This window comes from Thioclava sp. UBA3469 (assembly GCF_002378135.1).
Lineage (GTDB): Bacteria > Pseudomonadota > Alphaproteobacteria > Rhodobacterales > Rhodobacteraceae > Thioclava > Thioclava sediminum.
On record NZ_DFRG01000212.1, the window covers coordinates 1 to 23,201 of the forward strand.

At 66.2% G+C, this 23,201-nt stretch carries 18 protein-coding genes; 14 read left to right on the forward strand and 4 right to left on the reverse strand.

The annotated features are described in order from the left end of the window. Positions 1–98: 98 nt before the first annotated feature. Together B3D39_RS15645 and B3D39_RS15650 are read left to right on the forward strand one after the other, a co-directional pair. Entirely contained in the window at positions 99–3,242 is a 3,144-nt protein-coding gene (locus B3D39_RS15645; protein WP_274963217.1) for an efflux RND transporter permease subunit, read from the forward strand. Positions 3,243–3,456: 214 nt separating this feature from the next. Further along, positions 3,457–4,905 (forward strand): aldehyde dehydrogenase, encoded by a 1,449-nt coding sequence (locus tag B3D39_RS15650; RefSeq protein ID WP_274963218.1) that lies wholly within the window; start codon positions 3,457–3,459, stop codon positions 4,903–4,905. A gap of 93 nt (positions 4,906–4,998) precedes the next feature. On the opposite strand, the gene B3D39_RS15655 is transcribed toward B3D39_RS15650, so the two are convergent. Together B3D39_RS15655 and B3D39_RS15660 are read right to left on the reverse strand one after the other, a co-directional pair. Then, on the reverse strand, positions 4,999–5,682 hold the full coding sequence (locus B3D39_RS15655; RefSeq protein ID WP_274963219.1) for an SDR family oxidoreductase: 684 nt from the start codon (positions 5,680–5,682) through the stop codon (positions 4,999–5,001). Between the two features lie 66 nt (positions 5,683–5,748). After that, positions 5,749–6,432 carry a type 1 glutamine amidotransferase domain-containing protein gene (locus B3D39_RS15660; RefSeq protein ID WP_274963220.1) on the reverse strand — a complete coding sequence of 228 codons (684 nt, stop codon included), beginning with the start codon at positions 6,430–6,432 and terminating at the stop codon, positions 5,749–5,751. Between the two features lie 143 nt (positions 6,433–6,575). On the opposite strand from B3D39_RS15660, the gene B3D39_RS15665 reads away from it, so the two are divergent. Further along, positions 6,576–7,484, forward strand: coding sequence for a LysR family transcriptional regulator (locus tag B3D39_RS15665; protein ID WP_274963221.1), 909 nt, complete (start codon positions 6,576–6,578; stop codon positions 7,482–7,484). A 21-nt stretch (positions 7,485–7,505) separates the two neighbouring features. Here the strand turns inward: B3D39_RS15665 and kynU are convergent, their stop codons facing one another. After that, positions 7,506–8,696: a kynureninase gene (gene kynU, locus B3D39_RS15670; RefSeq protein WP_274963222.1), complete on the reverse strand. Its 1,191-nt coding sequence runs from the start codon at positions 8,694–8,696 to the stop codon at positions 7,506–7,508. A gap of 174 nt (positions 8,697–8,870) precedes the next feature. Here kynU and B3D39_RS15675 point away from each other — a divergent pair, with 174 nt between their 5' ends. From B3D39_RS15675 to B3D39_RS15690, 4 genes are all read left to right on the forward strand, one after another. Beyond that, positions 8,871–9,683, forward strand: a complete 813-nt coding sequence (locus B3D39_RS15675; protein ID WP_274963223.1) for an alpha/beta hydrolase — start codon at positions 8,871–8,873, stop codon at positions 9,681–9,683. A gap of 150 nt (positions 9,684–9,833) precedes the next feature. Beyond that, positions 9,834–10,979, forward strand: a complete 1,146-nt coding sequence (locus B3D39_RS15680; protein WP_274963224.1) for an alpha/beta fold hydrolase — start codon at positions 9,834–9,836, stop codon at positions 10,977–10,979. Next, positions 10,960–13,368 (forward strand): plasma-membrane proton-efflux P-type ATPase, encoded by a 2,409-nt coding sequence (locus B3D39_RS15685; protein ID WP_274963225.1) that lies wholly within the window; start codon positions 10,960–10,962, stop codon positions 13,366–13,368. The genes B3D39_RS15680 and B3D39_RS15685 overlap by 20 nt, the downstream gene beginning before the upstream one ends. Positions 13,369–13,395: 27 nt before the next feature. Further along, entirely contained in the window at positions 13,396–14,640 is a 1,245-nt protein-coding gene (locus B3D39_RS15690; protein ID WP_274963226.1) for an MFS transporter, read from the forward strand. A 54-nt stretch (positions 14,641–14,694) separates the two neighbouring features. On the opposite strand, the gene B3D39_RS15695 is transcribed toward B3D39_RS15690, so the two are convergent. After that, positions 14,695–16,428: an AMP-binding protein gene (locus tag B3D39_RS15695; RefSeq protein WP_286789859.1), complete on the reverse strand. Its 1,734-nt coding sequence runs from the start codon at positions 16,426–16,428 to the stop codon at positions 14,695–14,697. Between the two features lie 241 nt (positions 16,429–16,669). Here B3D39_RS15695 and B3D39_RS15700 point away from each other — a divergent pair, with 241 nt between their 5' ends. The 7 genes from B3D39_RS15700 (at position 16,670) to B3D39_RS15730 (ending at position 23,197) form a co-directional block, all read left to right on the forward strand. Beyond that, the gene (locus tag B3D39_RS15700) at positions 16,670–16,975 is read left to right on the forward strand and encodes a hypothetical protein (RefSeq protein ID WP_078539324.1); all 306 of its coding nucleotides are present in this window, start codon (positions 16,670–16,672) and stop codon (positions 16,973–16,975) included. A gap of 188 nt (positions 16,976–17,163) precedes the next feature. Further along, positions 17,164–18,087 carry a histone deacetylase family protein gene (locus tag B3D39_RS15705; protein WP_274963135.1) on the forward strand — a complete coding sequence of 308 codons (924 nt, stop codon included), beginning with the start codon at positions 17,164–17,166 and terminating at the stop codon, positions 18,085–18,087. 57 nt (positions 18,088–18,144) lie between these two features. After that, positions 18,145–19,134, forward strand: coding sequence for an MBL fold metallo-hydrolase (locus B3D39_RS15710; RefSeq protein WP_274963136.1), 990 nt, complete (start codon positions 18,145–18,147; stop codon positions 19,132–19,134). A gap of 98 nt (positions 19,135–19,232) precedes the next feature. Beyond that, the gene (locus B3D39_RS15715) at positions 19,233–19,910 is read left to right on the forward strand and encodes a TetR/AcrR family transcriptional regulator (protein ID WP_274963137.1); all 678 of its coding nucleotides are present in this window, start codon (positions 19,233–19,235) and stop codon (positions 19,908–19,910) included. Next, entirely contained in the window at positions 19,907–21,211 is a 1,305-nt protein-coding gene (locus B3D39_RS15720) for a phenylacetate--CoA ligase family protein (protein WP_274963138.1), read from the forward strand. The genes B3D39_RS15715 and B3D39_RS15720 overlap by 4 nt, the downstream gene beginning before the upstream one ends. Next, positions 21,208–21,969 (forward strand): enoyl-CoA hydratase/isomerase family protein, encoded by a 762-nt coding sequence (locus B3D39_RS15725; RefSeq protein ID WP_274963139.1) that lies wholly within the window; start codon positions 21,208–21,210, stop codon positions 21,967–21,969. The genes B3D39_RS15720 and B3D39_RS15725 overlap by 4 nt, the downstream gene beginning before the upstream one ends. 151 nt (positions 21,970–22,120) lie before the next feature. Continuing rightward, on the forward strand, positions 22,121–23,197 hold the full coding sequence (locus tag B3D39_RS15730; protein WP_274963140.1) for a site-2 protease family protein: 1,077 nt from the start codon (positions 22,121–22,123) through the stop codon (positions 23,195–23,197). The last annotated feature ends 4 nt before the right edge of the window (positions 23,198–23,201 follow it).

The window sequence follows — 23,201 nt, forward strand, 5'->3', positions numbered from 1 at the left end:
GGTGGCGGCGGAGGTGGCGGCGGCGGCAAGGGCACCGCGCCCGAAGGCGACGCCGCACCCAGCGGAGACAGCGCCGCCAAACCCGCGGGAGATGCGCAATGATCGCGCTATTCGCTGGTCATCGCACGGCGGCCAATATCGCGATGATCGCGATTGCGGGGCTCGGGCTAATGGCGCTGCCGAGCCTGCAGCGCGACACTTTCCCCGCCACGCCACCCTCGGATGTCTCGGTCCGCATCACCTATCCCGGCGCCGCGCCTTCGGAGGTCGAGACCGGCATCTGCACCGTGACCGATCCGGTTCTGACGCGGGTCGAGAACCTTGCGAAACTGACCTGCCTCGCGCGCGACAACAGCGCCCAGATCACCGCCGAGATGATCGAGGGCGCGGACATGACGCGCTTCTACAACGACATCAAGGATGCGGTGGACGGGATCAATTCCTTCCCCGACAAGGCCGACGATCCGGTGGTGCAGATCGTCGAGCGCACCGCCTCGGTCTCGTCGGTGGCAGTGACCGGGCCGTACGATCCGGCGGTGCTCTACGCCTATGCCCAGAGCTTCGCCGATCAACTGCGCGCCGATCCGGCAATCTCGCTGGTCTCGGTGAACGGCTTCTCCGACCGCGAGATCGCGATCGAATTCGACCGCGCCGCGCTGGAGCGCTTCGGGCTCGACATGGGCTCTGTCGGTGCGACGCTGGCGCGCTACAGCCTCGACATGCCCGCGGGCTCGCTCGAAGGGCGTTCGGGCGAAGTCGCGATCCGTTTCCTTGGCGAGAGGCGCACGCCTGCGGAGCTGGCGCAGATCCCGATTGCAGGCAGTGCTGCGGGCGGCGAGGTGCGCTTGGGCGATGTCGCGACGATCCGCGAAGGCTTCGCCGATCCCTCGCAGGCCACTTATTTCGACGGCAAGCGCGCCGCCATCGTCTCGGTCCAGAAGACCGCCTCGCAGGATGCGCTGCGGGTGCGGGCCGCGCTCGATCGCGAGATGGCACAGGCGCAGGCCGAGGCGCCGGGCAATATCCAGCTTGCGATCTCGGCGGATTCGACGCGCAATATCGTCGAACGCCTGCGCATCATCGGGGTCAACGGGCTGCAGGGTCTGATCCTCGTGCTCGTCGCGATGTGGCTGTTCTTCGGGCTGCGCATGTCCTTCTGGGTCGCGATGGGTCTGCCGATCAGCTTCCTCGGCGCGATCTTCGCGATGCAGATGCTGGGCTACACGATCAACATGATGACGATGGTGGCGCTGTTGGTCGCCACGGGTCTGTTGATGGACGATGCGATCGTGATCTCGGAAAACATCGTGCGCAGGCGACAAACGGGAGAGCCCGCCCGTGTCGCCGCCGTCAAAGGCACGATGCAGGTCTTTCCCGGGGTTCTGGCGTCTTTCCTGACCACGGCGATGGTGATCGGGCCGCTCAGCTTCCTGACCGGCAATATCGGCGCGCTGCTGAAATATATCCCGATCGTGCTGCTGATCACGCTGACGGTCAGCCTGATCGAGGCCTTCCTGATCCTGCCCGCGCATATGCGCCACTCGCTGAAACACGACATGCGCCCCGGCCCTGTGCAACGCGCGGTCAACGGCGTCTTCGAGCGGCTGCGCGACCGTGTCATCGTGCCGCTTGCCGGGGTCGCGCTACGCTGGCGCTACCTGACGCTGGGGCTTGCGATCTTGCTCGTGTCGCTCTCGGTCGCGCCCTTCACCGGGGGCTTCCTGAAATACCAGAGCTTCCCGACGCTGGAGAGCGACACGGTCGAGGCGCGGCTTCTGCTGCCCGCGGGCGCGCCGCTCTCGCTGACCGAGGCACGGGTGAGCAAAGTCGTCAAGGCGCTCAAGGAGATGGATGCCGAGCTGAGCCCCGCTCAGCCGGACGGCCAGCCGCTCGTCAGAAGCTACACGATCACCTATGGCAGCAATGCCGACAGCCCGACCACGGGGCCGAACATGGCCACGGTGAGCGCCTCGCTGCTGCCTGCCGGGACGCGCACCACCGATGTCGGCACGGTGCTCGACCGCTGGAAGCAGCTGGTCGGCAAGATGCCCGACATGGCCGCCTTCCGGATCACCGACAAGGAGCGCGGCGCGGGAGGCAAACCGATCGACCTGCTGGTGACCGGCCCCGATCTCGCTGATCTGGCGACCACCGCACGCGAGCTGCGTCGCTTCTTCCGCGGCTTCGACGGGGTGCGCGATGTGACCTTCGATCTGCAGCCGGGCAAGCCCGAGCTGGTGGTGCGGATGAAACCGGCGGTGGCCAACCTGCTGGGCGTGACGCCTGCCGCGCTGGCGGGGGAGCTGCGCGCGGCCTTCCGGGGCGACAGCGCGGTCAGCTTCGCCGATGCGCGCGGTCAGGTCGATATCGTGGCCCGGCTCGCGCCCTCTGAGCGGCGCGCTATCGGCGATGTTCTCGCGCTGCGGGTGCCCGGCAAGAACGGCGCACTGGTGCCACTCTCGGCCGTGGCCACGGTCAGCGAGACGCGCGGCTACACCACGATCACCCATGTGAACGGGCAACGCGCGGTCTCGGTGCAGGGCACGATCGACCCGACGCGAGCCAATTCGCGCGAGTTGATGGCGGCGATGCGGGCCGATTACCTACCCGAACTGGCGCAAAAGCGTCCCGACGTGAAGGTGCAGGTTCTGGGCGAGGAACAGGACACCGCGACCACCGGCGCGTCGCTCGTGCGTTTCATGACGGCGGGCGCGATCGGGGTCTACCTGCTGCTGGCCTTCTACATGGGCAGCTTCATCCGCCCCGTCGCGGTGATCGCGACGATCCCGCTCAGCCTGATCGGCGTGATATGGGGGCATGTGCTGCTTGGGCTGCCGCTCTCACTGCCGAGCCTCGTGGGGCTGGCGACGCTCGCAGGTGTGGTGGTGAACGATGCGATCCTGCTCGATGCCTTCATCGGTGAGCGGCGTGCGACCGGCACCCCGATGCTCGAGGCCGGAAAGGAGGCCGTGCGCGACCGCTTCCGCGCGATCTTCCTGACCTCGCTGACGACGGTGGTCGGGCTCGGCCCGCTTTTGCTGGAGACTTCGACGCAGGCGCAATTCCTGCGCCCGATCGTGGCGAGTCTCGCCTTCGGTCTGAGCGCGGCGACGGTGCTGTCGCTCTTCGTGACCCCTGCGATCCTCGCGGTGCTGGAGGATTTCGGCATCCGCACCGCCGATCCCGAGCCCGAGGAGACGGCCCCCTCTGTCGAGCACCCCGCCGACGCGCTGCGCGTCTGACGGAGGTCTTCGCCCGATCTGGGTCGGAGAGCGTCGGTCTGACACTCTCCGACTAAAGGCTATCCCCGCCGCTGCGGTTTTGTGACGTCACCCCCCCCTTGCAATCCGCACCTCGGTGCCCGGACTATCGCTGTGATTGCCGGGGAAGACGCGACACCCGACGGACGCGCGCGGCACCCTGCAAATGCGACAGAAATCGAGGAGGAGAATACCTATGAAAGAGATCGGAATGCTGCTGGACGGGGCCTCCGCCCCTTCCGCCTCGGGCGCGAGCTTCGACCGGATCGATCCCGTGACCGGCGCGGTCGCCACCCGCGCCGCTGCGGCGGGGCGTGACGATGTCGAGGCGGTCGTGGCGTCCGCCGCGCGCGCCTTTCCCGGCTGGTCCGCGACCGGACCGAACGGGCGGCGCAAGATCCTGTCGAAAGCCGCTGACGTGATGGAGGCTAGAGCCGACGACTTCGTTCAGGCGATGATCACCGAGACCGGCGCGACCGGGCCCTGGGCCGGGTTCAACGTCCATCTCGCCGCGGGCATGATCCGCGAGGCTGCGGCGATGACCACCCAGATCGGCGGCGAGATCATCCCCTCCGACAAGCCCGGCACGATGGCGATGGGCGTTGCGCGCGCCAAGGGCGTCTGCCTCGGCATCGCGCCGTGGAACGCGCCCGTCATTCTCGGCACGCGGGCGGTCGCGATGGCGCTTGCCTGCGGCAATACCGTGGTGCTGAAAGCGTCCGAGATGTGCCCCGCGACGCATCGCCTGATCGGGGAATGTTTCGCAGAAGCCGGACTGCCCGAGGGCGCGCTCAACGTGGTGACTAACGCCCCCGAGGACGCCGCCGATGTCGTCGAGGCGCTGATCGCGCATCCCGCGGTCAAGCATGTGAATTTCACCGGCTCTTCCGCCGTCGGCCGGATCATCGGGCGGCTTGCGGGCGAGCATCTGAAGCCCTCGCTGCTGGAGCTGGGTGGCAAGGCGCCGCTGATCGTGCTCGACGATGCCGATCTCGACGGGGCGGTGAATGCCGCGATTTTCGGCGCCTTCATGAACCAGGGTCAGATCTGCATGTCGACCGAGCGGATCATCGTCGACGAGAAAGTGGCCGACGCTTTCGTCGAAAAGCTCGCCGCACGCGCCAGTGCCCTGCCCGCGGGCGATCCGCGCGGCGATGTGGCGCTGGGGGCGCTTGTCTCCGAAGCGGCGGCCGAGAAGATGGACGCCCTGATTGCCGACGCGACCGGGAAAGGCGCGAAGCTGGTCGCCGGGGGATCGCGCGAAGGCACGATCGTGGCGGCCACGCTGCTCGACGGCGTCTCGGAAGGCATGCGCATCTATGCCGAGGAAAGCTTCCGCCCGGTCAAATCGATCATCCGCGTGAAGGGCGACGAAGAGGCATTGAAAGTGGCCAATGACACCGAATACGGGCTGTCGAGCGCGATCTTCAGCGCCGATGTCTCGCGCGCGATGGCGCTGGCGAACCGGCTCGAGACCGGGATCTGCCACATCAACGGCCCGACAGTCGGCGACGAGCCGCAGATGCCCTTCGGCGGGGTCAAGGCCTCGGGCTACGGGCGGTTCGGCGGGCGCGCGGCGATTGCCGAATTTACCGATCTGCGCTGGATCACCGTCGAGGACCCCAAGCAGCATTACCCGATCTGAGCCGGGCTCTCAGAGGGTCGAAACAGCAAGGAGCCGGCCCCGATGGGCCGGCTCCTTTCAATGTCGGATCACCGCAAAGGCGGCCCGCTCGGATCAATCCGTCTTCGGTTTGGGATAGACCGGCAGATGCGGGATCAGAACGTGATCGGGCTGGTCGATCGCGAAGAGGAAGGCCCGCGCGACGTCGTCGGGGCGCAGCGCATCCGGTTTCGCCTCGTCGAAGAACGGCGTGTCGACCATGCCCGGATGCAGGCAAGTGACGCGGCCGCCCGCCTCGCCAAGCTCCTCACCGAGATTGTCGGCATAGCCGCGGATGAACCACTTGGTCGCCGAATAGACCGAACCGAACATCGCGCCCTGCGACGCCTTCGAGCCGGTCAGCACCATATGCCCTTTCGAGGCGCGCAGATGCGGCAACGCGAATTTCGCGGTGTAGGTCACGGCGAGGCAGTTCACTTCGATCATCTTCTGGAAGCTCTCGACCGATCCGGCCTCGGTCCCGCGCGCCGAAGCGCCGACGCCCGCATTGGCTAGCACCACGTCGAGACGACCGTAATGCTCGACCGCACGCGCGACCATGCGTTCCTGAGCGTCGGGGTCGGTGACGTCGGTCGGCAGTGCGAGCGCGTTGTCTGCGCCCAGCTCTTTGACCAGAGCTTCGAGCTTGTCCTCGGAGCGCGCGGCCAGAGCCACCTTGTGGCCCGCTTCGACCGCATGGCGCGCGCAGCTCTCGCCGATCCCGGTGGAGGCGCCGGTGATGAGAATGATTTTCGACATGTCAGCCTCTTTGAATTTGGTGGGAACGAAGAAGGCGCCACCCGGACCGGGCGGCGCCTCTCGATATCAGCCCAGCAGGGCCAGCACTTCTTTCGCAGCCGCCTCGGACGACGCCGGGTTCTGGCCGGTTACCAGACGCCCGTCGGCGACGGCATGGGGCTGCCAGTCGTCGACGCTCTCGAACTTCGCGCCGAGCTCGCGCAGGCGAGTTTCCAGAAGGAACGGCACCGCGTCGGCAAGACCCACGCCGCGCTCCTCACTGTCGGTGAAGGCCGAAACCTTGCGGCCTTTCACGATGGAGTCGCCATTCTTGTCCTTCACCTTGTCGAAGGCTGCGGGGCCGTGGCAGACCGAAGCAACGATCTTGCCGCCATCCCAGGCGGTGCTGATCGCCTTCGCGGAGATATCGCTCTCGGCGAGGTCATACATCGCGCCGTGGCCGCCGGGGATGTAGAGCGCATCATAGGAAGTGATATCCTCGTCCTCGATGCGCGCGGGGTTTTCCAGAACCGCCTTGGCGTCGGCGTCATCCCGGAAGCGGGTGACCGAAGCCGGCGCGTCGTCGCCGGTCACGTCGGAATTCGGGTCGATCGGGATCGAACGACCGCCGATCGTGGCCACTTTCACCTCGTGGCCTGCATCGAGAAAGGCGTAATAGGGCGTCGCCAATTCCTCGTACCAGACGCCGGTCTTTTTGCCGGTGTCGCCAAGGGCATCAGCTGCGGTCGAAAGAATAAGAATACGTGCCATGGGTTTGGCCTCCTTCGTTGTGCGTTTCAGGGCATTTCCGGTCCTGTTCGTCTCGGGCCGTCAACGCGTCCCAGCAGAGATAGGTTGCGTTCACTGATCGAGAAATTGATGCAGACAACGTCAGAAATCGATATTCCGGAGACATGACACCCGACGTATCGCTTTTGCGCGTGTTCCATGCGGTCATGGAAGAACGCAATGTCACCGCCGCGGCCCAACGGCTCGGCCAATCCCAGAGCACCGTGAGCGCGGCGCTGTCACGTCTGCGTGCGGCGCTGGGTGACGAGCTGTTCCTGCGCGCCCGCTACGGCGTGGAGCCCACCGAGAAGGCGCTCGAGATCGCGCCCGACATCGCCGCCGGGCTGGAGCGGCTGGAACAGGCCTTCCGCGCCGCAGAGCCTTTCGATCCCGCGCGCACCACGCGCCGTTTCCGGCTGTTGCTGGGCCCATATGCCGAGATCGTTCTCGCGCCGGAACTTGCGGCGGCCTTTGCCGACAGGGCCCCGTCGGCGCGTCTCGAAATCTCGCCCATCGGGCCCGATCTGGACCCCCGCGCGCTTGCCGGGCGGGCCTTCGATCTGGCGGTCGGGCGCTTCGACTCTCCGCCCGAGGATCTCGTGGTCTCGGACCTGTTCGAGGACGGGTTCCGCTGCATCGTCGCGCCACAGGCGTTGCCCGAGGGCGCGTCGCTCGACCGGAGCCTCTATGAGACGCTGCCGCATGTGGTCGTCGCCCCGCCCGGCAAGTGGCGCACCGGCGTTCACAAGCGCACCGAGGCGACGGGGTTGTCCCGCAACACGGCTGTCGTAGTCACGCATTTCCTGACCGCCGCGCCCGCGGTCGCGCGTCTGGGCGGCATCGCCACGGTGCCTGCGCGGGTCGCCGCGATGACCGCCAGACCTTATGGCTTGCGCGATGTTCCCGTGCCGATAAACCTCGGCACCTTCCCCAGCCAGATCGCCTGGCACCCGCATCTGCGCCGGGATCAGGGCCATGTCTGGCTTCGCGAGCTGATCCGAGAGGTCGTCGCCGAGTTCACGACGCCGGGCTGATGGCTGCGCAAAGGCGATCGCTCAAGTGACCCGCCCACGCGCCTTGAACGCAGGGGTATCCCAGGCCCGCTCGGCCATCACATCGCCAAGGATTTCGGCGGCGCGCGTCACGTCCGCCTCGTCGAGGTAAAGGGGCGTGAAGCCGAAGCGCATCGCATCGGGCGCGCGGAAATCTCCGATCACACCGCGCGCGATCAAGGCCTGAACCACGGCGTAGCTGTCGGCGAAGCCGAACGACACCTGGCTTCCGCGCGCCTCCGGGTCGCGCGGGCTGAGCAGCTTGAGGTCAGGACAGCGCGCCTCGACCTCGCGGATGAACAGCTCCGACAACTCGACGGAGCGCTTGCGCACCTCCTCCATTGTCAGCCCGTCCCAGACCTTGAGCGCCTCTTCCAGCGCGGTCATCTGCAGGACCGGCGGCGTGCCGACGCGCATCCGCTCGACCGCGCGGCCGGGGCGGTAGTCGAGATCGAAGGCGAAGGGCGCCTCATGGCCGAGCCAGCCGCTGAGCGCCGGGCGCACCGTGTCAGCGATGTCGGGGCGGAGATAGATGAAGGCCGGGGCGCCGGGGCCGCCGTTGAGATATTTGTAGGTGCAGCCGACCGCGAATTCGGCCCCGTTCGCCGTCATGTCCACCGGCACCGCGCCCGCGCTATGGGCAAGATCCCAGATCATCACCGCCCCGACCGCGTGGGCCTTGCGGGTGATCGCCTCGAAATCGTGCATCCGTCCCGTGCGGTAATCGACCTGCGTCAGCATCACCACCGCGACCTCTTCGGTGATCGCGTCGGCCACATCCTCGGGCGCGGGTGTGCGCAGCTCGTGCCCGCGAGCCAGCGAGCGGATCAGCCCATCCGCCATATAGAGATCCGTCGGGAAATTGCCCTTGTCAGACAGGATCACCTTGCGGTCGGGCCGCATTTCCAGCGCAGAGGCAAGCGCCTGATAGACCTTTATCGAGAGCGTATCGCCCAGCACGACCGAGCCCTCCGGCGCGCCGATCAGCCGACCGATACTGTTGCCGACGCGGGCGGGCTGATCCATCCAATGCGCCTCGTTCCAGCCCCGGATGAGCATCTGCCCCCATTCGTCGCGCGCGCAGCTTTCCAGCCGCTCCGCCACGCCGCGCGGCAGCGGCCCGAGCGAGTTCCCGTCGAGATAGATCACCCCCTCGGGCAGATCGAAAAGATGCTTTCTCGGCAGGTTCGGCATGGTTCTCTCCCTCAGATGGTCGCGGCCTTTCGGCGCGTCTCGAAACCCGGCAATCGGCTGATGCGCCTTGAGAGTTTCGGCTCCGGCGCACGCTACCCGCGCAACCATGCCCTCGCAATATCCCGTCGGATATGCTCTGTCTCCGAATGGGACGCGAAACGAGCGGGAGGGAACATGGAAGACCTGAGCGGAATCGACTGGGAAGACGCTTTCGAGAACGGCGGCTATATCGAGAATGGCAGCGCCTACCCCGATCTCTGGGCCAAGCGCGCTGCAGACTTCCGGTCGCGCCATGCCGATCGAATGAGCGAGGTGGCCTATGGCGTTGCGCCGCGCGAAAAGATCGACATCTTCCGCCCCGAAGGCGCGTCCAAGGGGCTCGTGGTCTTCGTCCATGGCGGCTACTGGCTGAAATTCAGCAAGGACATGTGGTCCCATCTGGCAGAGGGCGCGCTGTCGCAGGGCTGGACCGTCGCCCTGCCCGGCTACACGCTCGCCCCCGAGAACAGCATTCCCGGCATCGCGCAGCAGGTCGCGCGCGCCATCGATCATGCGGCGGGGCTGGTGGAAGGCCCGATCCATCTCGTCGGCCATTCCGCGGGCGGGCATCTGGTAACGCGCTCGGTATCCGAGGGCAGCGCGCTCTCCGACGAAACCGCGGCGCGCATCCGGCGGGTGATTTCGGTGAGCGGCGTGCATGATCTGCGCCCGCTGCAGATGCATTCGATGAACGCGCGGCTGGGGATCACGCCTGAGATCGCCGCCAGCGAAAGCCCCGCCCTTCTGAAGCTGCGCCCCGGCGTGAAGGTCACCGTCTGGGTCGGCGCGGCGGAGCGTCCGGAATTCCTGCGCCAGTCGTCCCTGCTCGCCGAGCACTGGCCCTCGGCCGATCTGGTCGCGGCCTACGGGCGACACCATTTCGACGTGATCGAGGAGCTGTCCGACCCGTCCAGCGCGCTGGTCACGGCGCTTCTGAGCACGGATTAAGAAAGCGTCACCCGCCGCCAAAACCGCCTCACCGGTCCACACATAAGCTTCACGTTCGCGCGCTCGAGCTTTGCTGCGCTTGCATTCTAACGGGCCTTGGGGTCTCAAAAGAGTGCATCTGTGCACCAAAGCGTCTTGCGAGTGTCGAACATGAGCGATGCCAAGAATACCTACGAACACAGCGTTCCCTTCTTCTGGCCGATGGCGGCGGCGATGGAATGGCAGAAGATCGGGCTCGACGCGGTCGAGAAAGGGCTGACCTATCTCGACGAGGCGGCGAAGATCACGCACCCGCCCGATCCGAAATGGGCCACCAAGAACGACGTTCTGCTCGATCTCGACACGATGCGGCTGCGCGATTTCGGCGGCACGGGCGGCCGCATTCCGGTGATTGTGGATGCGCCCTATGCCGGGCATTCCTCGACCATCGCGGATTACGCCAAGGGCCAGAGCCTGATCGAGACGCTGCTGGATGCAGGCCTCGGCCGCGTTCTGTGTACCGACTGGAAAAGCGCGACGCCCGAGATGCGCGATTTCGACATCGACAAATACCTCGCCGAGATCAATGTCGCAGTCGATGAGCTCGGCGGGCGGGTGATGCTGGTGGGGCTGTGTCAGGGCGGCTGGATGTCGGCGATGTATGCCGCGCGCTTCCCCGAGAAAGTCGCAGGCCTCGTGCTGGCGGGCTCGCCCATCGACACCGATGCCGGGCACGGCCCGATCCGCAAGCTCGCCCATGAGATGCCCCTTTCGGCCTATCAGGAGATGGTCGAGGCCGGTGAGGGCCGGATGCCGGGGCGGTTCATGCTCACCGGCTGGAAGAACATGCATGCCGATCAGCAGTATTTCGGCAAGTTCGTCGATCTCTACGAACATATCGACGACCGCAATTTCATGAAACGCACCGAGCGGTTCGAGAGCTGGTACGAGAACCCCATCGACCTGCCGGGGCGCTATTACCTGCAGGCGATCGACCTGCTGTTCAAACAGAACCTGTTCGCCAAGGGCGAGTTCGTGGGCCTCGGGCGCAAGCTCGATCTGGGCGCGATCACCTGCCCGGCTTTTCTGCTGGCGGGCAAGGCGGACGACATCACCACGCGCGAACAGGTCTTCGCCGCCGAGACGCTGCTGGGCACGCCGCGCAAGGATATCGTGAGCCGCTTGGTCGAGGGCGGGCATATCGGCCTCTTCATGGGTAGCCATACCCTCTCGAATGTCTGGCCGGAAATCGGCCAGTGGCTCGGCAAGCTCGGGGCCAAAGCTGGAGACACGAACAATGGACCAGACCGTCGCTGAACCGATGACGCAGGATGTGCCGCAAACGGACCGCAAGACAGGTCTGATCGCGGCAGAGGCGGCACAGAGGCTCGAGCGATACGGTCCGAACGCGCTCAAAAGCGACGAGAAAACCCTGCTGCAACGGATCGCGGGCTATTTCTGGGGACCGATCCCGTGGCTGATCGAACTGGCGGCGCTGTTGTCGCTCGTGCTGCGCGACTGGTCCGATTTCGCGGTGATTTTCGTGATGCTGCTGCTCAATGCGGCTGTGGGCTTCAAGGAAGAGAGCAAGGCGAGTTCGGCCATCGCGGCGCTCAAGGCGCAGCTGGCCCCGAGCGCCCGCGTGAAACGCGACGGGCAATGGCAGGAGATCGCCGCGCGCGATCTTGTGCCCGGCGATATCGTGCGGCTGTCGATCGGCCAGATCGTTCCGGCTGATCTGACGCTGTTCGAGGGCAAATATCTCTCCATCGACGAGGCGGCGCTGACGGGCGAGTCCCTGCCCGTCGACAAGGCGGTCGGTGACAGCGCCTATTCCGGCTCGGTCGTGAAGCTGGGCGAGATGACCGGCGAGGTTACGGCGACCGGGATGGACACCTATTTCGGCCACACGGCCTCGCTCGTGCAGAGCACGAATGGCAAATCGCATTTCCAGAAGGCCGTGATGCAGATCGGGAATTTCCTGATCGCGGCGGCGCTGGTTCTGGTGGCGATGATCGTGATCGTCTCCTTCCAGCGGCACAATCCGCCGCTCGAGGTGATCCAGTTCGCGCTGATCCTGACGGTGGCGGCGATCCCGGTCGCGCTGCCCACGGTTCTGTCGGTGACGATGGCGGTGGGCGCCGAGCGGCTTGCGCGGATGAAGGCGATCGTCTCGCGGCTGGTGTCGATCGAGGAACTGGCAGGCGTCGACGTCCTGTGCTCGGACAAGACCGGGACGCTGACGCTGAACGAATTGACCGTCGAGGACCCGCGCCCGGCAGAGGGCATCCCGGTCGACGATCTGCTGCGCGCATCGGCGCTTGCCTGCGACCGCGACGCGCCCGATGCGATCGACAAGGCGGTGCTGGCGGCGGCGGAGGGCATTGCGCTCGACGCTATCGAGACGCTCAGCTTCACCCCGTTCGATCCGGTGAGCAAACGCAGCGAGGCGGAGGTCAAGCGCGAGGCCGATCACTGGCAGGTCGCGAAAGGCGCGCCGCAGGTGATCGTGGAGCTTGCAGCCCTCGCGGACGATGCGCGCAAGGCGGTGGAGGACGAGGTCGAAACCCTCGCGCAGCAGGGCTACCGCGCGCTCGGGGCCGCACAGAAGCGCGCCGGGCAGGATTGGGAATTCCTCGGCCTGCTGCCGATCATCGACCCGCCGCGCCCCGATGCCGCCAGCACCATCGCTGAGGCCCGCAACATGGGGATCGACGTCAAGATCATCACCGGCGACCACGAGGCCATCGCGCGCCAGATCGCGGGCAAGCTGGACCTCGGGCAGAAAATCTATCCGGCGGGCCAGCTGCTCGATGGCGACCCGGCCACGGTGGAGGCCAATGTCCGCGCCGCCGACGGCTTCGCCCGCGTCCTGCCCGAGCACAAGTTTCGCATCGTCGAGGTGCTGCAGGCCGGGCATTCCATCGTCGCGATGACCGGGGACGGGGTGAACGACGCCCCTGCCCTGCGCAAGGCCGATGCCGGGATCGCGGTAAGCGGGGCGACCGATGCAGCGCGCGCCGCCGCCGATCTGGTGCTGACCGACAAGGGCCTGTCGATCATCACCACCGCCATCGAGGAAGCCCGCCGGATCTTCGAGCGGATGACGAGCTACGCCACCTTCCGCGTGGCCGAGACGATCCGGGTGCTCTTGTTCATGACGCTCTCGATCCTGATCTTCGATTTCTACCCCGTCACCGCGATCATGATCGTGCTGCTGGCGGTGCTCAACGATTTCCCGATCATGATGATCGCCTATGACAATGTCTCGGTCTCGCCACGCCCGGTGCGCTGGGACATGCGGCGCGTGCTGACGGTGGCCGCGACGCTGGGCGTGACCGGGGTGATCGAGACCTTCGTTCTGTTCTGGTTCGTCGATGCCTATCTCGGCCTGCCGCGCAACGAGATCCAGACGATCATCTTCCTGAAGCTCCTCGTCTCGGGGCATATGACGCTGTTCGTCACGCGCCATCAAAGCTGGTTCTGGCGGCGGCCCTTCCCGGCGCTGCGGCTGTTTGCGACGACCGAGGCCACGCAATTGCTGGGCACGCTGATCGCGGTCTACGGGCTTTTCGTGACGCCGATCGGCTGGGGGCCCGCGCTGCTGGTCTGGCTCTATTGTCTCGTCTGGCTGCCCCTCGAAGGGGCGATGGCCTTGCTCATTCGCGCGCTTTATGATCGCAGAGCACAGGCGCGCGGGCAGTAAGCCCCTCACGTCGCTTGCAGGAGGCACATGACGGACGACGCGCAAGAGGCACAGGACACGCCAGCGGGCAAATTTGGACGCGGATTGCCGGTGGGCATCTGGGCGCTGGGGTTCGTGTCGCTCTTCATGGATATCTCCTCCGAGATGATCCACGCGCTGCTGCCGGTCTATCTGATGACCGGGCTTGGCGCGACGGCGCTGGCGGTGGGCGTGATCGAGGGGATCGCCGAAGCCACCGCCGCGATCACCAAGGTCTTCTCGGGCGCGCTGTCGGACCGCATCGGACGGCGCAAGGAGCTGGCCGCGCTCGGCTATGGGCTGGCCGCCGTGACGAAACCGATCTTTCCGCTCGCGCCGACATTCGACTGGCTGGTGGCCGCGCGCTTCATCGACCGGGTGGGTAAAGGCATCCGGGGCGCACCGCGCGACGCGCTGATCGCCGACCTCGCGCCGGGCAAGATGCGCGGTGCGGCTTTCGGGTTGCGGCAATCGCTCGACACGGTGGGCGCGTTCCTCGGGCCGCTCGCCGCGATCGGGCTGATGTGGCTGTTCTCGGACGATTTCCGCTCGGTCTTCTGGGTCGCGGTGATCCCGGCCTTCCTGTCGCTCGGGCTGATCCTGTTCGTGGTGAAAGAGCCCGTCCATCCCCGCACGCAACGCCGCGTGCGCAATCCCCTCGCCCGTTCGGAGCTCAAGCTCCTGGGCCCTATGTTCTGGTGGGTCGTGGTGGTCGCGACGCTCTTCACCCTCGCCCGGTTCAGCGAGGCCTTCCTGATCCTGCGCGCCAATGACGACGGCATCCCGGTGATGCTCGTGCCGCTGGTTCTGGTGGGGATGAACGCGGTCTATGCGCTGATCGCCTATCCGGTGGGCGCGCTCTCCGACCGGGTCGGGCGCGTGGGGCTGCTGCTGGTCGGGCTGGGGCTGCTGATCGCGGCGGACCTGACGCTGGCGCTGGTCGGCGGGATCGGCGGGCTTGCGGTCGGCGTGCTGCTCTGGGGGATGCATATGGGCTTCACCCAAGGTCTGCTGGCCGCGCTGGTGGCCGAAGCGGTCCCGGCAGAGCTGCGCGGCACCGCCTTCGGCATGTTCAACCTCGTGACCGGCGTGGGTCTGCTGATCGCTAGCGTGCTTGCCGGGGCGCTATGGGAAATCGGCGGCGCGCAATGGACGTTCCTGGCGGGCGCGGGTTTTGCGACGACGGCGGCGCTGAGCCTGTTGCCGCTGCGCGCGCGGTTCAACGGCACGCATAAACCCAAGGACGCGGGCTGAGGCAGAGAGCGCCGCGCGGAGACCCCGCGCGACGCTCGCAACACTTGAAACAGCTCAGGCGGTCGCCTCGACCTCCAGTTCCAGTTCCTCGATCATCGCATCGCGCATGACGAATTTCTGCGGCTTGCCAGAGACCGTCAGCGGCAGGCTGTCCTTGAACCGGATCACCGCCGGAACCTTGAAATGCGCGATCTCATCGCGGCAGAACGCGCGGATAGCATCTTCGGTCAACTCGGCGCCGTTGCGGGGCACGATCCATGCCGCGACGATCTCGCCGAACTTGTGATCCGGGATGCCGAAGACCTGCGCCTGACTGATATCGGGATGGGTGTAGAGGAACTCCTCGACCTCGCGCGGATAGACGTTCTCGCCACCGCGCACGATGATGTCCTTCACCCGGCCGGTGATGATGCAATAGCCCTCGCTGTCGATCCGGGCGAGATCGCCCGTATGCATCCAGCCGTCCGCATCGAGCGCCTCATCCGTGCGCTCGGGCTCGCCCCAATAGCCGCACATGACCGAGTAGCCGCGCGTCAGCAGCTCGCCCTGCTCGCCCACATTGGCGAGCGAGCCATCCTCGCGCACGATCTTCACTTCGAGATGCGGCTGCACCAGCCCCACCGAGGAGACACGTTTCTCCAAGGGCGTATCGGTGGCCGACTGGAAGGAGACCGGCGCAGTTTCGGTCATCCCGTAGGCGATGGTGACTTCCGACATGTGCATCTTCGACTGCACCTGCTTCATCACCTCGATCGGACAGGGCGCGCCCGCCATGATTCCGGTGCGCAGCGAGGACAGATCGTGGTTCGCGAAATCGGGATGCTCCAGGATCGCGACGAACATGGTCGGCACCCCGTAAAGCGCGGTGCAGCGCTCGGCGGCGACGCATTCCAGCACGCTCTGGGGATCGAAGCCTTCGCTCGGCACGACGATGGTCGCGCCCTTGGTGACACAGCCCAGCGTGCCCATCACCATGCCGAAACAGTGGTAGAACGGCACCGGGATGCAGACGCGGTCCGCTTCGGTCGCCAGCATCGCGTGGGTCACGAAATGCGCGTTGTTGACGATGTTGCGATGGGTCAGCGTCGCGCCTTTCGGCGACCCGGTCGTGCCGGAGGTGAACTGGATGTTGATCGGCTCGTTCGGGTCCAGCCGAGCGGTGATCGGATCGAGCGCGCTGCGGTCCTGCGCCTCGCCCAGCGCCTCGACATCCGAGAAGCGATGGCATCCGGGATGCTGGGTCTCGCCAATCGTGATGATGTCGCGCAGGTCGGGCAGTTTCATGGTTTCCAGCTGTCCGGGCTCACTCTCCGCGAGTTCGGGCAGCAGGCGCTGGATCATCGACAGGTAATCCGAGCTCTTGAAGGTCTCCGCCAGCACCAGCCCCCGGCAACCGGTCTTGCGCAGCGCGAATTCCAACTCGTGCAGACGATAGGCCGGGTTGATGTTCACGAGGATCACCCCGATCCGCGCCGTCGCGAATTGCGTCAGCAGCCATTCCGATCGGTTGGGCGACCAGATGCCGAGCCGGTCGCCATGCCGAAGCCCGAGCGCGAGCAGCCCCGAGGCAAGCCGGTCGACCCGTGCCGCGAACTCCGCCCAGGTCCAGCGGATGCCTTCCGAGGTGAAGATGGCAGCCTCGCGATCAGGCCAACGCGCGGCGGTGCGCTTCAGCACGGCCGGGATCGTGTCCTCGATCAACGGGGTATCGGTCGGCCCGGCGACATGGGCCAGACCGCGTTTCGGGGCCACACCGAGTTCAGGGTGCGGGTTCGTCTCGCTATGCATGATTTCCTCCTCTGACACCCCATCGCCGGCACATCGGGCCATTGATCCTCCATGGGGGCGCTCATATTAAATGAACGATGGTTCATTTAACGCAACCCTAAAGCGTCAAGACAAGGAAATCCTGCCCTGCTCGCGAAACCGTGTTCGAGACGGTGATCGCCGCGGAGCCCAGCAAAACCTGACGACTCGCCGCATTTCTGCTATAATTGAAAGATGTCGAATCTTCTGGGGAGGAGAGAGAATGCGACCGGAACTCACGACGCGCCGCCGCGCCTTGCGTCTTGCGTTCGAGCGTTACATCGAGGCGGACAGAGCGTGGCGAGACGCGCTTGTCGCCTTGAACGACTGGTTTCCGCCGAGTGCGGACCGTCGTCCGGGAATGATCGGAAATCCGGGTTCACCGATACGGCGGCTCTATGACGCGCGCAGCCGGGCGCTGGTGCGCCTCGAGGTCACGCAGGTCAAGCTGGCCACCGCGAAACGACGGCTGGCAGAGCGCCGCGCGCGCGAACTGCCGCCCGTGTTTCTGATCGGGCCACCCTGCTGACAGCAATGCGCCGCGTTTAGGCGACGTCCCTTCAAAGTCACGGCGGAAGCGCGTTTCCGTCCTTGGGGGTGCTTGTCATTTCCCCAAGGCTGACGCAGCTTCGCAACGGGCAGCACCGGACGAGTAACGGTGCGGCGGGGTCCGACTCGCGCCTATAGCCCCGATACGCCCCTTCTCTGGAGAGCTTCATGAGCAGTTTCGTCACGATCACCCATGCGGATTGCCTTGGTCACGATACCGGGCCTCATCATCGCGAGCGTCCGTGGCGGCTCGAGACGGTGCGCGGACTGATCGACGAGATGGAGCTGCCCGTCATCGAGGCGCGCGAGGCCAATGACGAGGACCTCCTGCTGGGCCATGATCCGGCCTATCTCGAAGCGCTCGAAGAGGTCTTCGCGCGTGAGGAACATGCCGATCTCGACTCGGACACCCATGTCTCGCCCGGGTCGCGCCGTGCGAGCCGTCTGGGCGCGGGCGGTGCCTTGCAGGCCGTCGATCTTGTCCTCTCGGGCGAGGCCAAGCGCGTCTTCGTCGCGACCCGCCCGCCGGGGCACCATGCGACGCGGACGCGGGCGATGGGGTTCTGCATCTATGGCAATACCGGGCTTGCCGCGCTTCATGCGCTCGAACGGCATGGCCTGTCGCGTGTAGCGGTGCTCGATTTCGACGTGCATCACGGCAATGGCACGCAGGATATTCTCTGGGACGAACCGCGCAGCCTGTTCATCTCGTCGCATCAGGAGCCCAAGTCGCTCTGGCCGGGCACAGGGGTGCGCTCGGAGACCGGCGCGCATGACAACGTGCTCAACCTGCCGCTGGCCAGTGGCAGCGGAGCCTCCGAGATGAAGGTGGCGTGGGAGGACGGGCTGGCGCGGTTGGAGGCCTTCAAACCCGAGCTGATCATCGTCTCCGCCGGGTTCGACGCGCATCGCGAGGACGATATCTCCGGGCTGCTCTGGACCGCAGGCGATTACTGGTGGCTGACCAATGCGATCCGGGGCGTCGCGCGCCGCTGTTGCGAGGGGCGTATCGTCTCCTGTCTAGAAGGCGGCTATAACCCGACCGCGCTTGCAGAGGGGGCCACCGCTCATCTCGAGGCCCTGGCGCGCTGATATCCGGAGACACGACAGGCCGGGTCCACTCCCCCTAAAGACAAAGGCAGGCACGAGATGGCACGTAACCGCTACTATTTCGGCCCGGTCACGGACCATTTCGACGGCGAGCGGTTTCACCCGCAGGACCAGCCCTCCACCGACCGCTCCTTGCGCGACATTCTGAAATGGCATCGCGAGGGGCAGCGGGCGCGCTGGCCCAAGCATGTCCCGGTCGAGCCGAGCGTGCCGCCCGCGCGCAGCGACACGGCGCGGCTGACCATGGTCGGGCATGCCTCGGTTCTCATTCAGGTCGCGGGGCTCAACCTGCTGACCGATCCGGTCTGGTCGGAGCGCGCGAGCCCGCTGCGCTTTGCCGGGCCCCGGCGCGTCACCGCACCCGGTGTCGCCTTCGACACTCTCCCGCCGATCGACGCGGTTCTGATCAGCCATAACCATTACGACCATCTCGACACCGTGACGCTGCGCAAGCTGCATAAGCGCCACCGCCCTAGGATGGTGATGCCGCTGGGCACGGATGCGACGGTGCGAAAAGCGGTGCGCGACGCGCAGATCGAGACCGGGGATTGGCACGACCGGATCGCGCTGGCCCCCGGTGTCGCCGTCACTCTGACGCCCGCGAACCATTGGTCGGCGCGCGGGCTCGGCGACCGGCGCATGGCGCTCTGGAGCGGATTCTGGATCGACACGCCGCAGAGCCGGATCTGGTTCGCGGGCGATACCGGTTATGGCGACGGGGCGCTTTTTCGCGATATCCGCGCCCGGCACGGCGTGCCGGACATCGCGGTGATCCCGATCGGGGCCTATGAGCCGCGCTGGTTCATGCAGCCCCAGCATGTCGCGCCCGAAGAGGCCGTGCGCATCTTCACCGATATCGGCCCCACGCAAGCGCTTGGCTGTCATTGGGGGACGTTCCAGCTGACCGACGAGCCGCGTGACGAGCCGCCCGCCCTGCTGGGGCGCAGCCTCGAAGCCTCGGGGATTGCGGCGGAGCGCTTCCTCCCCTTCGCCCCGGGCGAGGTCTATCTGGCACCCTCCGCGACCTGAGCGCACCGACCTGACGCGGCGCAGAGTCACGTCAGCGTTGACGGCTTCGGCCTCCCTAAATATAAAACTGACGTCAGTTTCATTTTTGGAGCCGGAACGTGACCCCCACCCTCGCAAATGCGTCGCAGGACGCCGCCGTGTTCTCTTTCCCGGAGCATCTTGCCACGACAAGCGCCGGACGCCCGAAGGGAGAGCGCACTCGCGCCCAGCTTCAGATCGCCGCCTGCAAGGTTTTGCAAGACGGCGGGCCGCAGGGCCTCACCGTCGCGGAGATCTGCAAGGAGGCCGGCGTCTCGAACGGCACGTTTTACCTTTATTTCAAGGATCGTAACGCCCTGCTCGACAGCCTGCTTCGGGGCTTCGTGGCCTTCCTTCAACTGGCGATGCGCGCGGCGAGCGAACGCGAAGGCCATGATGCGCCGCGCGCGGCGACCCGCGCCTATCTCCGTCTGTTCGAGCAAAATAGCGGGTTGATGCGCAGCTTGATCCACCCGACCGACGGCTTCCCCGAGGCGCAGGCGGCGTTTCAGACGCTCAACCGGGAATGGATCGAGGCGGTGGTCGCCTCCGTGGAACGCAGGCAGCGGCAGGAGGGCAAGACGGCGCCCCCGCGCGACGAATTGCTGCGCCGCGCCTATGCGCTGGGGGGCATGGTCGACCAATACCTCTCCAACCTTCTGCTGGCGAAGGACCCGGCCGTGATCGAGATATCGCAGGATCGCGATGCGGTGCTGGAGACGCTCTCGCTGCTCTGGGACCGGGGGATGACGGCATGACCACCATTCCCGGCGCCGAGCACCTTTCCCGCGCGGAGCTGCAGCCCGAGATCGAACGCCGCTGGCAGGCGCAGCGGGCATATGTCGCTGAAACCTCGGCCTTTTACCAGAACCTCTGGCAGGGGCGCAGACCGCCCGAGGACCTGCGCGACCTGCCTGAATTGCCGCTCTCCGACAAATCGCAACTGCGGATCTCGCAGGCCGAGCATCCGCCCTTCGGCGACTACCTCGCCGCCACACGCAGCACCGCCAACCGCCTGCATCGGACGTCTGGCACCACCGGTCAGGCGATGAACCTCGCGCTCTCGGCCCGCGACGCGTTGGTGACGCAGGAGGTCGGCGGGCGCTGTCACCGCTCTGCGGGGCTGACGGCGGAGCATACGGTGGTGCATTGCCTGAACTACCAGATGTGGATGGGCGGGCTGACCGATCACATGACGCTGGAGGCCACGGGCGCGCTGGTCGTGCCTTTCGGCGTCGGCTCGACCGAGCTTCTGATCCAGACGATCCGCGAGGTCGGCATCACCGCGATTTCCTGCACGCCCTCCTACCCGTCCGTCCTCGAACGGGTCATCGCCGAGAAACACCCCGGACTGACGCCGCGCGATCTGGGCCTCAAGCTGGGTCTGTTCGGGGGCGAGCCGGGGCTCGACGACCCCGCCTTCCGCGCCCGCCTGCGCGAGACCTGGGGGATGGAGCCGCGCAACGCGAATTACGGCGTCTCGGACGTCTTCTCGAACTTCGCGGCGGAATGTCCGTATGACACGAAGCTGCATTTCATGGCCGCCGACGTGCTGCATCCCGAGCTGATCGACCCCGATACCGACGCGCCGATCCCGCTGGAGGTCGGGGCGCGCGGCGAATTGGTCCTGACCCACCTCGTGCGCGACTGCCAGCCTCTGGTGCGGTTCCGCACCGGCGACATCATCACCATCGGCGGGACCGAGCCCTGTGTCTGCGGCTGCACCGGGTTTCGTTTCTCGGTCGTCGGGCGCTCCGATGACATGGTGGTCGTGCGGGGCCTCAACATGTTCCCCTCGATGGTCGCCGCCGTGCTCAACGAGATCCCCGAGCTGTCGGGCGACTACCGCATCACGCTCGACACGCCCCCGCCCTATGACACCCTGCCGGTCAGCGCGGAACTGGCGGAAGGCCAGCACGCGACGCCCGATCTTGCGCGCAAGGTAGAGCAGCGGATCAAGTCGCAACTCGGCGCGACGGCGAGCGTCACCCTCCTCCCCGCCCACAGCTTCCCGCGCACCGAGGGCAAGACCAAACGCGTCATCCGGAGTTTCCAATGAGCGATTTCCGCTACGACACCGTCCTGAGCCAGCTTGGCGCCAAGGGCGTGCGCACCATCACCCTCAACCGCCCCGAACGCCTCAACGCGATGAACCGTCAGCTGGTCGTCGATGTCGCGCGCGCATTCGAGGACGCCAATGCCGACCCGGCCACCAAGGCGATCATCTTCACCGGGGCGGGCAAAGCGTTTTGCGCGGGCGATGACCGCAAGGCCCATACCCATCCCGAGACCGAGGAAGAGGCGCGCGAGATCGTGCACGCGATCCAGCGCGCGACCCATGCGATTACGCTCGGCGCGAAGCCGGTGGTCGGCGCGATCAACGGCTGGGCCGTCGGCGGCGGCTTGGAATGGGCGATCAATTGCGACTTCCCGATCTGGGCGGAGAGCGCGAAGGGCTTCTTCCCCGAGGTCTCGCTGAACCTCTTCGTCACCGGGGCCGTCACCTCGCTCCTGCCCGCGCTGGTCGGGCTGAACAAGGCGCGCGAAATGCTGATCTTCGGCGACCGGTATTCGGCGCAGGAGATGGGCGAGATCGGATTGGCGTGGAAGGTGGTTGACGATGCCGCGCTGATCGCGGTGGCCGTCCAGACCGCCGAGCGCCTCGCCGATCTTCCCACCCTGTCGGTCCGCGCGATGAAACGCGTTCTCAATCACGCCGCGGTGCCGGACCTGCACCGGGCGCTGCAGCTCGAGACCGATGCCACGGTCGCGGGTTTCCTCGACCCGGAGACGACGCGGCGCGTGACCGAGTTCTGATCTGCGCGTGCAGAAGCTTTTTCAAACTCCGTCACTTATTGGGATTGCTTCCTTGTGGTGATCGGGACGAAGGGTCAGATTGAGGGCGGAGGACATCCGTGTGCCGCGCCCCGCTTTCGGGGCAACCGCACGGCGGAAAGAGAGGGATGACATGAGCTGGTCCTATTCAATCGGCAAGATCGGCGGCACGGTTCTCAGGGTGCATGTCACCTTCGTTCTGCTGATCATCTGGATCACCGCCTCGGCCTGGGCGGCGGACGGACCGCAAGCCGCGCTGGTCAACATGCTCTTCATCCTGTCGGTCTTCGCCTGCGTCGTTCTGCACGAATTCGGCCATGCGACGATGGCGGCCCGGTTCGGCGTGCGCACCCCCGACATCACCCTTCTGCCGATCGGCGGGCTGGCGCGGCTGGAGCGGATCCCGGAAAACCCCAAGCAGGAAATCCTGATCGCGGTGGCGGGCCCTGCGGTCAACGTGGTGATCTTCCTGATCCTGACGATCTTTCTTGGCGGCAGCGGCTGGCTGAGCGACCTGCAATCGCTCGACAATCCAGGCCAAAGCTTCTGGGGCCGGCTCGCGCTGGTCAACGCGCTTCTCGTGGCATTCAACCTGATCCCCGCTTTCCCGATGGATGGCGGGCGGGTGTTTCGCGCGGCACTTGCGATGTTCATGGACCGGGTGAAAGCCACGCAGGTCGCGGCGCGCACCGGGCAGGTCATCGCCGTGCTCTTTGCCTATTGGGGGCTGACGAGCGGCAACCCGATCCTCGTACTGATCGCGGCGTTCATCTTCTTCGCGGCCGGGGCGGAAAGCTCGGATGCGGCGATGCGTGGCCTCGCCCATCGTTCGGCCGCGCGGGACGCGGTGATCACCTCCTTCGTGTCGCTCACGCCCGACGACACGCTCGACACCGCCGCTCAGGCGATCCTGCACAGCTCGCAATCGGAATTCCCCGTTCTCACGCCGGACGGGCAGTTCGTCGGCTTCGTTACCCGCGAGAGCGTGCTGGCCCGGCCCGACCCCGAATTCCGCCAGCGCCCCGTTTCCGAGATCATGTTCGACAACGTGCCCGTCGTGTCGCTGAAAACCGGGATGGACGATGTGCTCGACGCGTTCGCGAAAGGGCGTATTCCCGCGGTGGCGGTGATCGGCAAGACCGGGAATTTCGTGGGCTTCATCAATCGCGAAAATATCGGCGAGTGGTTCATCCTCGCCCGCGGCAGCTAAGAGG

Bases quoted from the DNA above. Each gene is read 5' to 3' on its own strand.
- B3D39_RS15645 (WP_274963217.1), top strand. From the start codon at position 99: ATGATCGCGCTATTCGCTGGTCATCGCACGGCGGCCAATATCGCGATG.
- B3D39_RS15650 (WP_274963218.1), top strand. From the start codon at position 3,457: ATGAAAGAGATCGGAATGCTGCTGGACGGGGCCTCCGCCCCTTCCGCC.
- B3D39_RS15655 (WP_274963219.1), bottom strand. From the start codon at position 5,682: ATGTCGAAAATCATTCTCATCACCGGCGCCTCCACCGGGATCGGCGAG.
- B3D39_RS15660 (WP_274963220.1), bottom strand. From the start codon at position 6,432: ATGGCACGTATTCTTATTCTTTCGACCGCAGCTGATGCCCTTGGCGAC.
- B3D39_RS15665 (WP_274963221.1), top strand. From the start codon at position 6,576: ATGACACCCGACGTATCGCTTTTGCGCGTGTTCCATGCGGTCATGGAA.
- kynU (WP_274963222.1), bottom strand. From the start codon at position 8,696: ATGCCGAACCTGCCGAGAAAGCATCTTTTCGATCTGCCCGAGGGGGTG.
- B3D39_RS15675 (WP_274963223.1), top strand. From the start codon at position 8,871: ATGGAAGACCTGAGCGGAATCGACTGGGAAGACGCTTTCGAGAACGGC.
- B3D39_RS15680 (WP_274963224.1), top strand. From the start codon at position 9,834: ATGAGCGATGCCAAGAATACCTACGAACACAGCGTTCCCTTCTTCTGG.
- B3D39_RS15685 (WP_274963225.1), top strand. From the start codon at position 10,960: ATGGACCAGACCGTCGCTGAACCGATGACGCAGGATGTGCCGCAAACG.
- B3D39_RS15690 (WP_274963226.1), top strand. From the start codon at position 13,396: ATGACGGACGACGCGCAAGAGGCACAGGACACGCCAGCGGGCAAATTT.
- B3D39_RS15695 (WP_286789859.1), bottom strand. From the start codon at position 16,428: ATGCATAGCGAGACGAACCCGCACCCTGAACTCGGTGTGGCCCCGAAA.
- B3D39_RS15700 (WP_078539324.1), top strand. From the start codon at position 16,670: ATGCGACCGGAACTCACGACGCGCCGCCGCGCCTTGCGTCTTGCGTTC.
- B3D39_RS15705 (WP_274963135.1), top strand. From the start codon at position 17,164: ATGAGCAGTTTCGTCACGATCACCCATGCGGATTGCCTTGGTCACGAT.
- B3D39_RS15710 (WP_274963136.1), top strand. From the start codon at position 18,145: ATGGCACGTAACCGCTACTATTTCGGCCCGGTCACGGACCATTTCGAC.
- B3D39_RS15720 (WP_274963138.1), top strand. From the start codon at position 19,907: ATGACCACCATTCCCGGCGCCGAGCACCTTTCCCGCGCGGAGCTGCAG.
- B3D39_RS15725 (WP_274963139.1), top strand. From the start codon at position 21,208: ATGAGCGATTTCCGCTACGACACCGTCCTGAGCCAGCTTGGCGCCAAG.
- B3D39_RS15730 (WP_274963140.1), top strand. From the start codon at position 22,121: ATGAGCTGGTCCTATTCAATCGGCAAGATCGGCGGCACGGTTCTCAGG.